The sequence below is a fragment of the Peptoniphilus genitalis genome, from assembly GCF_023614525.1.
Taxonomy (GTDB): Bacteria; Bacillota; Clostridia; order Tissierellales; family Peptoniphilaceae; genus Peptoniphilus_A; species Peptoniphilus_A genitalis.
Window position 1 is genome coordinate 1166975 of the sequence record NZ_CP097885.1, and the last position, 11971, is coordinate 1178945.

Annotated in this window: 15 protein-coding genes; 14 read left to right on the forward strand and 1 reads right to left on the reverse strand. The window is 36.8% G+C overall.

The window, feature by feature from the left end:
• The first annotated feature begins 185 nt into the window (after positions 1-185).
• The 14 genes from M9426_RS05510 to M9426_RS05575 all read left to right on the forward strand — a co-directional run bounded on the left by M9426_RS05510 (position 186) and on the right by M9426_RS05575 (position 11442).
• Positions 186-1139 carry a metal ABC transporter solute-binding protein, Zn/Mn family gene (locus M9426_RS05510; RefSeq protein WP_060800628.1) on the forward strand — a complete coding sequence of 318 codons (954 nt, stop codon included), beginning with the start codon at positions 186-188 and terminating at the stop codon, positions 1137-1139.
• A 9-nt stretch (positions 1140-1148) separates the two neighbouring features.
• On the forward strand, positions 1149-1874 hold the full coding sequence (locus M9426_RS05515) for a metal ABC transporter ATP-binding protein (protein ID WP_005955545.1): 726 nt from the start codon (positions 1149-1151) through the stop codon (positions 1872-1874).
• Positions 1867-2748 carry a metal ABC transporter permease gene (locus tag M9426_RS05520; RefSeq protein ID WP_005955575.1) on the forward strand — a complete coding sequence of 294 codons (882 nt, stop codon included), beginning with the start codon at positions 1867-1869 and terminating at the stop codon, positions 2746-2748. The genes M9426_RS05515 and M9426_RS05520 overlap by 8 nt, the downstream gene beginning before the upstream one ends.
• Positions 2745-3857: a metal ABC transporter permease gene (locus M9426_RS05525; RefSeq protein ID WP_250341579.1), complete on the forward strand. Its 1113-nt coding sequence runs from the start codon at positions 2745-2747 to the stop codon at positions 3855-3857. Before M9426_RS05520 ends, M9426_RS05525 begins: the two co-directional genes overlap by 4 nt.
• Positions 3854-4258, forward strand: coding sequence for a metal-dependent transcriptional regulator (locus tag M9426_RS05530; protein WP_005955481.1), 405 nt, complete (start codon positions 3854-3856; stop codon positions 4256-4258). The genes M9426_RS05525 and M9426_RS05530 overlap by 4 nt, the downstream gene beginning before the upstream one ends.
• A gap of 192 nt (positions 4259-4450) precedes the next feature.
• The gene (locus tag M9426_RS05535; protein ID WP_250341580.1) at positions 4451-4663 is read left to right on the forward strand and encodes a helix-turn-helix transcriptional regulator; all 213 of its coding nucleotides are present in this window, start codon (positions 4451-4453) and stop codon (positions 4661-4663) included.
• Positions 4664-4671: 8 nt separating this feature from the next.
• The gene (locus M9426_RS05540) at positions 4672-5088 is read left to right on the forward strand and encodes a histidine kinase (RefSeq protein ID WP_250341581.1); all 417 of its coding nucleotides are present in this window, start codon (positions 4672-4674) and stop codon (positions 5086-5088) included.
• 4 nt (positions 5089-5092) lie between these two features.
• Positions 5093-5632, forward strand: coding sequence for a GNAT family N-acetyltransferase (locus tag M9426_RS05545; RefSeq protein ID WP_250341582.1), 540 nt, complete (start codon positions 5093-5095; stop codon positions 5630-5632).
• A 1-nt stretch (position 5633) separates the two neighbouring features.
• Positions 5634-5906: a hypothetical protein gene (locus tag M9426_RS05550; protein ID WP_195443871.1), complete on the forward strand. Its 273-nt coding sequence runs from the start codon at positions 5634-5636 to the stop codon at positions 5904-5906.
• A 32-nt stretch (positions 5907-5938) separates the two neighbouring features.
• Positions 5939-7159 (forward strand): MFS transporter, encoded by a 1221-nt coding sequence (locus M9426_RS05555; protein WP_250341583.1) that lies wholly within the window; start codon positions 5939-5941, stop codon positions 7157-7159.
• A gap of 157 nt (positions 7160-7316) precedes the next feature.
• The gene (locus M9426_RS05560) at positions 7317-8915 is read left to right on the forward strand and encodes a Na/Pi cotransporter family protein (protein ID WP_250341584.1); all 1599 of its coding nucleotides are present in this window, start codon (positions 7317-7319) and stop codon (positions 8913-8915) included.
• Between the two features lie 426 nt (positions 8916-9341).
• A complete protein-coding gene (locus M9426_RS05565; RefSeq protein WP_250341585.1) occupies positions 9342-10079 on the forward strand; it encodes a TIGR03915 family putative DNA repair protein in 738 nt (245 codons plus the stop codon).
• A 39-nt stretch (positions 10080-10118) separates the two neighbouring features.
• Positions 10119-10724, forward strand: a complete 606-nt coding sequence (locus M9426_RS05570) for a C39 family peptidase (RefSeq protein ID WP_250341586.1) — start codon at positions 10119-10121, stop codon at positions 10722-10724.
• 28 nt (positions 10725-10752) lie between these two features.
• Positions 10753-11442, forward strand: coding sequence for a hypothetical protein (locus M9426_RS05575; RefSeq protein WP_250341587.1), 690 nt, complete (start codon positions 10753-10755; stop codon positions 11440-11442).
• Between the two features lie 7 nt (positions 11443-11449).
• On the opposite strand, the gene M9426_RS05580 is transcribed toward M9426_RS05575, so the two are convergent.
• A complete protein-coding gene (locus M9426_RS05580) occupies positions 11450-11971 on the reverse strand; it encodes a phosphatase PAP2 family protein (protein ID WP_250341588.1) in 522 nt (173 codons plus the stop codon).

Below are 11971 nucleotides of genomic sequence, written 5' to 3' on the forward strand. Positions count from 1 at the left end.
GATATTGTTTCGGAACTTTACAGAATGCCTTCAAATAATCAATTACAAGAGAGCATAAGCTCTCTTTTTTATTTGACCTACATATATAAATTATAGTTGACAATTTTACTAGGTATTTTTATAATCTTAGTTAGGATCGCCTAATTAATGTAAGTTTATCAATTTTAAATTTAAAGGAGAAATTTATGAAAAAAATATTTTTAGCACTGGCACTTATGCTTTGTTTGACGGCTTGTACGCCAAAGGCTAATGATGCTAATGCTAATTCAAAAAGTAATAGTCAAAGACAGACACAAGATACAGGAAAGAAAAAAGTTACTGTTACTACTTCTTTTTTATACGACATGACAAAGACTCTTGCTGGAGATTTTGTTGATATTGATTTAATCATTCCAGCAGGGGAAGACCCACACCTTTATATTCCAAAGACTAATGATGCTAAGAAAATTGAAAAGGCTGACCTGGTTTTATTCCACGGTCTTCACTTTGAAGGAAAGATGGTAGATATTCTAGAAAAATCTGGTGTAAATCTTTCAAAAAACTTCCCAAAAGAAAAGCTTGGAGAAATGGACCAAGATGGAGAAATTATTGTTGACCCTCACTTCTGGTTCGATATTTCCCTCTACAAGATGGCTACAGAAAATGCAGCCAAGGCTCTTTCTGACTTAGTACCTGACCACAAGGCTGAAATTGAAGAAAATTTAAAAAATTACTTAGCAAAGCTTGATGAACTTGATGAATACAACAAGAAAAAGCTTGATGAAATTCCAGCTGCACATAGGTATCTAATAACTCCTCATGACGCTTTTAATTATTTCTCAAGAGCTTATAATATTAAAGTTGTTGCTCCTCAAGGTGTTTCAACTGACTCTGAAGTTGCGAATAAAGATATTGAAAAAACTGCTAACTTTATAGTTGAGAAAAAAGTTCCTGCAATTTTTGCTGAATCAACAACTGACCCTGCAAGAATGGAAAAGTTAAGGGAACTATGTGCTGCTAAGGGCTTTGATGTAAAAGTTATTAGTGGAGAAGGCCACGAACTTTTCTCCGACTCCCTAGCACCAGAAGGACAAGCTGGAGATAATTTTATTGATATGTATAAGCACAACATTGATTTAATCGTGGATAATTTAAAATAGGTGATTAAATTGAAAAATGATGTAATTATAAAGGTTGAAGACTTGACTATAGCCTATGACGATAAGCCAGTAATCTGGGATAATGATGTGGATTTTATAAATAATTCCATCACTGCAATTATTGGTCCCAATGGAGCAGGTAAATCAACTCTTCTAAAGGGAATCTTGGGACTTAAAAATATTTTATCTGGCAAGGTTGAAATTATGGGCAAATCTTTAAAAGAAGTTCAAAAAGAAATTGCCTATATCCCCCAATCGTCTTCAGTCAACTGGGACTTTCCTACAACTGTTTTTGACGTTGTCTTAATGGGAAGGTATATCCACTGTGGCTGGATTAAAAGGCCTAGCAAGAAGGACAAGGAAATTGCCAGAGCAGCTATAGAAAAAATTGGCCTTTCGGAATTTGAAAATAGGCAAATTTCTCAATTGTCAGGAGGGCAAAAGCAAAGAGTTTTTATAGCCCGCGCCATTGCATCTGATGCCAGCATATTTTTCATGGATGAACCTCTTGCTGGTGTTGACAAAAAAACCGAAGGCATAATAATGGGTTTTTTAAAGGAATCACAGAGAAATAAAAAAACTTCTATTGTGGTCCACCACGATTTAAATACAGTGGATAAATATTTTGACCATTTGGTTATTTTAAATAAAAAGATTCTTGCCCAAGGCAAGGTCTCAGAAGTCTTTACCAAGGAAAATATTGAAAGGGCCTTTGGAGGCGAGATAAATGTTTAAAATTGACGTTTTAACTTCCTATAGCTTTTTAGTTGTAGCTATTGGGACCCTACTTCTGGCAATTTCTTCTGCTGCCTTAGGGACTATTACAGTCTTGAAGGGGCAGTCCCTCATAGGTGATGCCATAGGGCACTCAGCCTTTCCAGGTCTTGTCCTTGCTTTTATGGTTTTTTCTTCGAGAAATCCTGTTATCCTTTTATTTGGAGCAATTTTCTCAGGATCCATTGCCTTTATCTTAATTCAAGTCATAAATAAGAATTCAAAGCTTGGTCTTGATACAATTTTAGCTATTGTCCTATCCTCTTTCTTTGGCCTTGGTATGGCACTTAAGTCCCATATCCAAGGAAATCCAAACTACAGGGGTGCATCTCAATCAGGCCTATCTAACTATATATTTGGTCAAGCTGCCTACATGATGGAGACTGACGTAAAAATTATTCTTGTAATTTCTATTGCAGTTTTACTACTCATAACTTTGTTTTATAAGGAGATCAAGGTCTTTATCTTTGATGAAGTCTATGCCAAGACCATTGGCATAAACGAAAAATTTATCTATGCAGTTATTATGATTTCTGCCATGAGTTTAATTGGGACAGGACTTAAAATAGTTGGAGCAATTTTAATTTCATCACTCTTAATAGTCCCTGCCATTGCAGCCTTACAGTGGTCTAACGACTTCTTTAGGGTAATGGCTATTGCGAGCTCTCTTGGAGGATTTTCTGCAGTCCTTGGGACCTATATATCAACAGTTTATGACGGCATGAGTACAGGGGCGACTATTATTGTAATAATGACAAGTCTTGCCTTTTTATCTCTTCTATTTGGACCTAGGGGTCTTATAGCAAAGTACAAGAGAAGGAGGACCTACAAATGAATATAATGATTTTTATTATTTTATTTATGACAGCCCTAAGCTGCGCTGGGATTGGGTCTTTCCTAATGCTTAGATCTCTTTCCATGCTAACAGATGCCATAAGTCACTCTGTCCTTTTAGGTATAGTTATTGCATATTTTATAACGAAGGACATTGAATCGCCTATACTAATACTTGGAGCTGCAGTCTTTGGGCTTATCACTGTATACGCAATAGAAAGTTTATCCAACACTGGACTTGTAAAAAACGACGATGCAGTTGGGATAGTCTTTCCGCTTTTCTTTGCCCTTGCAGTAATTTTAATTACAAAATTTGCAAGAAATGTCCACCTAGATACTGACGTCGTCCTAATGGGTGAAGTAATACTTGCACCACTTAACACAATAACTATCTCAGGCTTTGAACTTCCAAAGGCCTTAGTCCTATCAAGTGGAATGTTTATTGTAAATACTTTATTTATAGTGGTCTTTTTTAAGGAGTTAAAAGTTACAAGCTTTGATCCAGACTTCGCAAGTATAAGCGGTTTTTCATCAAAGTTATTGTTTTATGCCCTTATGAGTCTTGCATCATTAAGTGCTGTAATTTCCTTTGACAGCGTAGGCGCCATACTTGTAATATCCTTCTTTATTACACCTGGTGCAACTGCCTATATTATAAGTAAAGACTTAAAAAAGATGCTTTTCTTATCAGCAATATTTGCCTTTATAAACTGTATGTTGGGCTTCTTAGTGGCGACTTATTTAAACCTTTCTATGTCAGGAACAACTGCCGCCATGGCAGGTCTAGTGTTTTTACTAGTCTTAATCTTTAACAAGAATGGAATGATTGGACAAATTTATGTAAGACATCAAAATAGGATGCTTATAAAGGCCTATTCTATTTTAATCCACATAGGTTCTCACCAAGGAAGAGAAGAAGAGAAAGCAGAACTTGGTGCAGACTCTATAGCCAAGCACTTAAATTGGGACAAGGCAACAACTGATAAAAATATTTTCTATTTAACTAAGAAAAAACTCATAAATTTAAATTCTGACAAAATGATTTATGAGCTGACTTCTTTGGGGTATAATAAATATACATCACTTTTAGAGGAGTTTAATATCAAATGAGCCCAAGCAAGGAAGATTATATAAAAAATATTTTTAAAGATATAGAAGAAAGAGGCTACTCTCTAAATAAAGATCTTAGTTTTTATTTAAAAGTCTCCAAGCCTTCTGTCACAGAAATGATAAAAAAATTATCAGAAGAAGGCCTAGTCTATGTGGAAAATCAAAAAATTTATCTCACAAGGGATGGGGAAAAAATCGCCAAAAAATTAATTTCCATCCACAGGTTATGGGAGCAGTTCTTAGAAAAAGTCCTAGACTTTGACGAAGATGAAATCCACGACCAGGCTGACCTCTTAGAGCATGCAACAGGAGATAAGCTAATGGAAAGCTTAAATAAACATTTGGACTATCCAAAAATATGTCCCCATGGGCAAAAAGTGTATATAAATCTAGAAGATTAAAAAGGTGCTTAGATTTTTCTAGGCACCTTTAATTATTTTTGTTTTACCATAAGGGGCAGGGCCTAGAAGAAAACTTTTTGCTTTCTTAGCATAGGTCTTGCATTTGATTTGACAATTGGTCTTTGGAAAAATTATTGAAGTTGCGAACAAAGTTTGGTACTATAAATGTAACCAAATACACCAGGTGATTTAATGGAAATAGAAAATGTAGTAATAGAAAATAAAATTGCTGAGTACAGAAGAGAGCTAGGACTTTCTCAACACAAGCTAGCCAAGGCTGTGGGACTTAAGAGGAGGTCAATCATGGCCTACGAGAACAACACTATTAGTCCAACTCTTGAAACAGCCTACAAGATCTGCAAGGTCTTGGGCAAGGACATCAAAGAAGTTTTTATATTTAAGTGAGGTTTTTTATGGGATTATTATTTAATGACAAGAAGGAATTTAGTGACAAGGTTGAAAAAATTTTTGGAGACAGGGACAACTACCTAGTAGCCTTTAAGGCCAATGACATCAAAACAGGACTGGGCAAGTTGCTCCTAAGTAATCTCTACTACACTATGGATTCATCTAGGACTTTTATTCTCTACTTTAGCCCTAAGGGTCTTTATGAAAGTGAAATTTCTAACTCAACAAAGAGGGACTTCTACCTCATGCCTTGGAATGAAATCGAAGACTTTGAAGTTGATGAGAAAAATAATAAGGCCATCATAAGTCTAAGGCACTTGGGCAAGAAGGTAATGTATGAAGTTGACTTCAAGGGCAAAATTTTTGAAGGCAATGAAGAGAGATATAAGGAATTAAAATCAAAGGATTGGAATAGGATTTAAAAATATGGAGACAGAAAGACTTATTATTAGAAGATGGACACTTGAAGATGCTGAGTCCTTGTTTGACTATGCCAAGGACCCTGAGGTTGGACCAGTTGCAGGTTGGCCTGCCCACAAGACTATTGAGGATAGCCTTAGGACAATAAAAAATGTTTTTAATGGAAAAGAAGCCTATGCCCTTGCTCTCAAAGAAAGTAATGAGGCAATAGGGGCAATTGAATTGAAGTTAAGGGGTAATACAAAGCTAACAGATAGGGATGATGAGTGCGAGCTTGGTTATTGGCTGGGCAAAAAATTTTGGGGAAGAGGACTTATGCCTGAAGCTGCAAGAGAAATCTTGAGACATGCTTTTTGCGACTTGGGCATGGCCAAGGTTTGGTGTGGCTACTACACAGGAAATGAAAAATCGAAGAGAGTCCAAGAAAAGTGTGGCTTTATTCCTCAAAAAGTAATAAGAGACGAATACCTTCCTCTCATGGATGAGAAGCGAGATGTAAATGTCAACTTGCTTACGAGAGAAGAATTTTTAAAGAAAGAAGGATAAGATGGGAATTATTTTTGGACTTATTGCAATATTTTTTGCAACTAAGAATGTCTTGGCTTGGTCAAGGGGCCTGGACTCCTCTAAGGATTGCTTCCTCAGTATGGCCTTCACATGCCTTGCAATTTTTTCTTTTTATAACATGGGAGCAAACTTTTTAATTAAGGAAGATATTGCTGGTGCCCTTGATGTAATACCCACAATAAGAGGGACCTTGCTTGCATGCACTCTTGGGTCAATATTAATTAATGGGGTTACTATTTTTAAGAAGAAGTAATTTTATTATAAGTAATTTTTGGAGTGAAGAAGATGAAGGAAAAAAGATTTTCAAGGGCAATGACCTTTATAATTTTATTTGGAATTGTAAGTCTCTTTTCAGACATGACCCATGAAGGGGCATCAAGCATTAGGGGAGCCTACCTTGCCCTACTTGGTGCATCAGCAGGCACCATTGGATTTATATCAGGCCTTGGAGAACTCATTGGCTACTCCATGAGGTATGTCTTTGGAAAAATAACTGACAGGACAAGAAAGTATTGGTCCATGGTAATCTTTGGCTACATATTAGACATCTTAGCAGTCCCTGCCCTTGCCCTTGTGGGCGAAGGAGGATGGATTGCCGCTGCGGCACTACTTGTAATCCAAAGAATGGGTAAGGCAATCAAGAAGCCTGCCAAGGATACTATCATGTCCTTTGCTGCTAGCCAAGAGGGAGTAGGCAAGTCCTTTGGAATCCAAGAGATGTTAGATCAAATTGGAGCTTTCTTGGGGCCAGTATTTCTTTATCTCGTCATGCTTTTTAAGACTAAGGGGACAACTTTTGAAATTTATAGGACTGCCTTTGCCTTCTTGGCAATCCCAGGTCTTATTACAATCCTACTTTTATTTGTAACTAAGGGGGAGTTTCCAAACCCAGAGTCCTTTGAACCAGAAACAAAAAAGGAAGAGACCTTTGTCATGAAGAAGTCCTTTATATATTATATTTTTGGGATTTCACTTTTTGCCTTTGGCTTCATGGACTACGCCTTAGTCATAATGCATATATCCAAAAATCTTGTGGGACTTGGTGGAAGCTATGAAAATTTTAAATTTATAAGCCAAGAGACCCTACCACTTTTATACGCAGGTGCCATGTTAGTGGATGCCCTAGCTGCCCTTGTCTTTGGTCACATCTACGACAAGAAAGGTGTGAGGGCCCTTGTTATATCTACAATAATTTCTGCCCCCTTCTCCTTCTTTATCTTTGGATTTAAAAGTGAACTTGCAATTTTATTTGGCCTAGTCCTTTGGGGCATAGGGATGGGGGCCCAAGAGTCAATCTTAAAGGCTGCTGTCACTTCCATGGTTCCAAAGAAGAACAGGGCCACAGGCTATGGGATCTTTGAATGCTCCTTTGGAATTTTTTGGTTCTTGGGGTCCTGGCTCCTTGGTCTAATCTATTCAGCCTCACTTCCACTTATGATTGGCCTTTCAATCCTTGCCCAATTAATGGCAATACCCTTTTACCTAAGGGCCTCAAGGGCAAATTAAAAATTGAGAATTATAAAAACAATTAAAGAAGAAAATAATTTTCGACGGCTTAGCCGTCTTTTTTCTTTTAGCAATTTCTTTACAAAATCTTTACTTTGTCTTTAAAAATTGGGAATTATATTGTAAGATGAAATTGAAAAAAGATTTGGGAGGACTTATGTCAATTAATTATTTTATTGAACTATTAGGAGGACTTGCTCTTTTCCTTTATGGAATGGAAATGATGAGCTCGGGTCTCGAATTAGTCGCAGGTGATAAGCTCCGAGTTGTCATTGAAAAGATGACTTCGAACTTTTTTAAATCCATACTTGTTGGTGCTCTTGTCACTGCAGTAATCCAATCATCTTCTGCGACTACAGTAATGGTTGTGGGTTTTGTAAACGCAGGTCTCATGACTATCTATCAGTCTGTCGGAATTATTATGGGGGCCAATATTGGTACAACAATCACTGGTCAATTAGTAGCCCTAAATATTTCAACCCTAGCACCTATAATTGCCTTTGTAGGTTTCTTATTGAACACCTTCTCCAAGAGTAAGAAGAAAAAATATATAGGCCAATCAATTATCGGTCTTGGATTCTTATTCATGGGTATGCAATTTATGAGTGACTCTATGGCACCACTAAGGGACTATCCTGGATTCGCTAGCTTGATGACGAAGTTTGACAATCCAATCTTGGGAGTCTTGGCAGGTACAGGTGTAACAGCCTTACTCCAATCATCATCAGCATCCCTTGGTATCTTGCAAGCCGTTGCCAACCAAGGTGTAATATCCCTTCACTCTGCCATGTATATAATCCTAGGATTTAACATTGGTACTTGTGTGACTTCAGTTTTATCTTCAGTTGGATCTTCTAAGAATGCAAGAAGGACTGCCCTAGTCCACGTTCTATTTAACATTATTGGTACAATAATTTTCGTGCTTGCATCCTTTGTCATTCCAATAGACAAGATAGTTATAAGCTTCTCAAGGAACTTGCCGGCAGCAGAAATAGCCAACCTTCACACATTATTTAACATTGTAACAACAATTTTATTAATTCCTTTCTCCAAGAAACTTGCAGACCTAGCCTTCAAGATTATTCCTGGTATTGACAAGGAACAAGAAGAGATGTCTTTAAAGTACATCAACTTAAATGTTGTAAAGGATGCGCCAGCAACCTTTACTGACGTCAAGGCAGAGGTGAGAAGGCTACTTGATGTAGTTGCTATGAACTACGAACACTCTGTGGAACTTTTAAAAGAATTTGACGAAGAAAAATACGAAGAAGTTTTTAGGAGAGAGAAAGTTATCAACTACCTCAACAAACAAATTTCTGCCTTTATAATTGATTCCTTGGGTCTATCTATGAACGAGCAGACTTCTGCTAACTTCGCAAACTACCTTAGAATATCTAGGGACATGGAAAGAATTGGGGACCACTCCAAAAACATTGCCGAAGTTGCCAAGTTAAAAAATGACGAAGGTCTTTTGTTCACAGATGTAACCTTTGACGAATTGAGAGAAATAAACGCAATTATTGACAAGATGTTCCACTCCTATGACGGAGACATGGAAAAAGACGAGAGAGTTCTCTTCATGCGTCAATCTAACGAGCTTGTTCAAAAAGAGGCATCAGCCTTTAGAAACAACCACATGATTAGAATGAGGGAAAAAATTTGTAATCCTGAATCAGGACTTCTTTATGAAAAGACTCTTGCAGCAATGGAAAGAATTTCATCTTATATATCCAACGCTGGCAAGCTTTCAATGTGATAATTTAATTGTAAATAAGAAATATTAATCTGCCTTAGGGCAGATTTTTTTGTGGAATTAATTAGCTTGTGAGAAGGCATGAGGTCATAAGAACTTGTGAAGTCATGGACTCTTATAGGTTTGTAAAAAATTATAAACTTGTGTACACTTATGAGTTTGTACAAGTTTATAAAGTTGTGAGCACTTGCAGACTAATAGAAGTTTATGAAGTTGTTAATACTTATTAACTTGCAGAAGTTTATAAAGTCATAAAGGCCTATAAGAACATAAAAAACCCTCAAAAATCCAGTAAAAGAAAATCTGTTTACAAACAGAAGTTTCAATGTTAAAATGACCTTGCAGAAAGATTTAAGCTTTTATTTTAGATAAGTCTTATTTTAATTTATAAAGAGAGGAGAGAGACTTAGTTTTACCTAAGTTATAGATATGATTTACTTATACGACGGGACAATTGAGGGACTCTTCACAGTGATCTTTAATGCCTACAAGGTCTTAGAAGAAGTGGACTCAATTTCAAAAAGAGTAAGCCAGGTTAATTCCAAAAAAGAAAGGATCAAGTGCCCAACAGAAGAGGACAAGGCCCTTAGGGTTAGGAAGTCTATAATAAAAAACTTCTCCTACTCCTTTTACGACTCAATCTTAAAGGTCTTCGCTGTGCCCAGTGAGAAGAAGGAGCTTGCCATAGCCAGGACCCTAAAGAAGCTCTACCTTCATGGCTTTTATTATCTTGAAAGTGATGATAAGGATGTAAAAGACTTTAAGAATTTATTAGATAGGGTCTCAGGAGAAATTAACTCCTACAAGAGCCTCCCTTTTGAAGAAAAGAAGGGTCTCCTCTTTGCCAAGTTCCAGCCACAAAATGACATCCTATATTTTGTTTATAGACACTTTAAGAGTAAGCTTGCCAACAAAAGTTTTGTCATTGCAGATTTTAGGAGGAATAAGGCAGTGATCTATAATGGAGAAGAGGGCAAGTTTTTTGAATTTGAAATGTCAGAGGACATGAAGTCTACTGATGCCTTCTTTGACCTCTGGCTTTCCTTTTATGATGAAGTTGCTCCTGACAAACGAAAAAGAGATATAGACAGGATGGGAGATATGCAAAGAAGTTATTGGAGTCACATGGCTAATATGCCTGGACCAAGGAGAAGCCAAGGCAAATAAAAATTTCTTTCAAGGGTATAAATAGGTTGGGAGGAAAAAATGGAAAAAAATAGAATTGCAAACTTAGATACTTATGTAGAAAAGACTTATCCTGGGGCAAGATTTATTGAGTCCAGCGACTTGGACCTGCCAGACTTCTTGCAAAAAGATTTTCAGGACAGCCACAACAACTGCACTATAGCAAGCCTCACTAGGATTATAAATTATTACTTCAAGGACAAGGACAAATTTGAAATTTACGATGAAGTCTTTGGTATTGCCAAGAAAAATGGTTACTTCAAAAGCATTGGCACCCTTCCTCTTTTAATCTCCCACATTGCCAACTCCTACTTCAAGAAAAATAAAATTGGCATAAGGGCAAGGGGAATTTATCTCGGCAACTTTTACTCCCACGTAAAGGGAGAGATTGATAACTTTAAACCCCTTCTCATGAACTTGGGGTCAGGCTATTACAAGAACCACTCCTTGGTTGTTTCAGGCTACTCAATTTACAAGTTCAGGGGAATGAAGTTAAAGTTCTTGCACGTTTACGATGGATGGAACAAGGACAAGTCCTACATTGACTACAACGACCTAAGGGGATTTATGAAGTTGCCAGTTTTTTCTTACAATGTCTTTAGCGTTGACATATTAGAAGACTTGTAATAAAGTTTAAGACCAGACAGGTGATTAAATGGAAAGAAGCTATTTGAAATTTTTGGTGTCGGAACTTATCTTTGTAAGGGAGGACACACTTATAAACTTGATTCCCAAGACTGAAGACAAGTATAGGGAAATCTTTGGAGACCTAGAAAATTATGTAGATACCCTAAATTTAAATATTAGAAAGCTTAGAAGAAACATAAAACTCTTGGATAAACTTTCTCCAGACCTTGCCAAGAAGAAAGTAGATGAAGAATTTGAGAGAGACCTTGAAGAGCTTAGAGAAGAGGAGAACTTTGTAGGCAGGTCTAGACTCATAGATGATGACAAGCTGAGGGAAGTTGAAGACCTCTTTAGGCAGGTAATCTTTTATTACAGCCCCAAGCTCTATGACTTTTCTCTTGAAGACTTTGACCAGGCGAGAGATGCCTTTAAAAAGGCTGACAAGAAAGGGCTTGAAGAATTTTTAAAGAAGGACAAGCCAAGGGAACTTGAGATGACAAACGAAGATCTTGAGAAGATGAGGGAGGATCTTGAGATAGAAATTTCTATTTTGTTTGAAAAATTTCCCCTCAACCAGTTGGACATGCTTGAGGACAAGGAAGCCATTGACTTCAACTTAAATAGACTTAAAAATGTCTACGAAGAATACCAAGAAATTTATGGAAGTCTTGGCGAAGAATTGAATATTAAAATCGCAAAAAAAGAAACTACCTCTTAAAAAATTTTTATGAGGTAGTTTTTTTTAATTTGTCTTTAATTATTTTTGTAGCCACTAGACTTGATAGACCTCCCAGAACAAAGCCTGCTAAGACATCTGTGGGATAGTGGACTGATAAATACATACGTGAAAATCCTATTAAGGCAGCTAAGATGAGGGCGAGTATGCCTTCTTTTTTATTGTAATAATAAAGAGCAAAGGCTGCGGCAAAGGATGATCCTGTGTGACCTGATGGGAAGGAATAACCCATAGGAGGCTCAATCAAAAGATTAAAAGACTCAACCATAAAGGGTCTTGGTCTTCCAATGAGGGGTTTCAAAATCAAAAGTCCCACAATAGAAAAAATAATTAAACTAAGGAATAGACCAAGGGCCTTCTTTTTTGAGGTCCTATTATTTTGTAATAAGAAAAAAAGACCAAGGCCAATCCAAAAGATTCCCCCATTGCCAAGACTTGTTATAAAAACCATAAGCTTGTCTAGGATGGGGGAGTGGATTGATTCTAAAAATTTTAAGAATTGTAATTCCAT

What these genes read in the sequence shown, in the direction of transcription:
- M9426_RS05575 (WP_250341587.1), top strand. Translation starts at nt 10,753, where the DNA reads ATGGAAAGAAGCTATTTGAAATTTTTGGTGTCGGAACTTATCTTTGTA.
- M9426_RS05530 (WP_005955481.1), top strand. Translation starts at nt 3,854, where the DNA reads ATGAGCCCAAGCAAGGAAGATTATATAAAAAATATTTTTAAAGATATA.
- M9426_RS05570 (WP_250341586.1), top strand. Translation starts at nt 10,119, where the DNA reads ATGGAAAAAAATAGAATTGCAAACTTAGATACTTATGTAGAAAAGACT.
- M9426_RS05555 (WP_250341583.1), top strand. Translation starts at nt 5,939, where the DNA reads ATGAAGGAAAAAAGATTTTCAAGGGCAATGACCTTTATAATTTTATTT.
- M9426_RS05580 (WP_250341588.1), bottom strand. Translation starts at nt 11,971, where the DNA reads ATGGAATTACAATTCTTAAAATTTTTAGAATCAATCCACTCCCCCATC.
- M9426_RS05510 (WP_060800628.1), top strand. Translation starts at nt 186, where the DNA reads ATGAAAAAAATATTTTTAGCACTGGCACTTATGCTTTGTTTGACGGCT.
- M9426_RS05520 (WP_005955575.1), top strand. Translation starts at nt 1,867, where the DNA reads ATGTTTAAAATTGACGTTTTAACTTCCTATAGCTTTTTAGTTGTAGCT.
- M9426_RS05565 (WP_250341585.1), top strand. Translation starts at nt 9,342, where the DNA reads ATGATTTACTTATACGACGGGACAATTGAGGGACTCTTCACAGTGATC.
- M9426_RS05535 (WP_250341580.1), top strand. Translation starts at nt 4,451, where the DNA reads ATGGAAATAGAAAATGTAGTAATAGAAAATAAAATTGCTGAGTACAGA.
- M9426_RS05545 (WP_250341582.1), top strand. Translation starts at nt 5,093, where the DNA reads ATGGAGACAGAAAGACTTATTATTAGAAGATGGACACTTGAAGATGCT.
- M9426_RS05550 (WP_195443871.1), top strand. Translation starts at nt 5,634, where the DNA reads ATGGGAATTATTTTTGGACTTATTGCAATATTTTTTGCAACTAAGAAT.
- M9426_RS05540 (WP_250341581.1), top strand. Translation starts at nt 4,672, where the DNA reads ATGGGATTATTATTTAATGACAAGAAGGAATTTAGTGACAAGGTTGAA.
- M9426_RS05525 (WP_250341579.1), top strand. Translation starts at nt 2,745, where the DNA reads ATGAATATAATGATTTTTATTATTTTATTTATGACAGCCCTAAGCTGC.
- M9426_RS05560 (WP_250341584.1), top strand. Translation starts at nt 7,317, where the DNA reads ATGTCAATTAATTATTTTATTGAACTATTAGGAGGACTTGCTCTTTTC.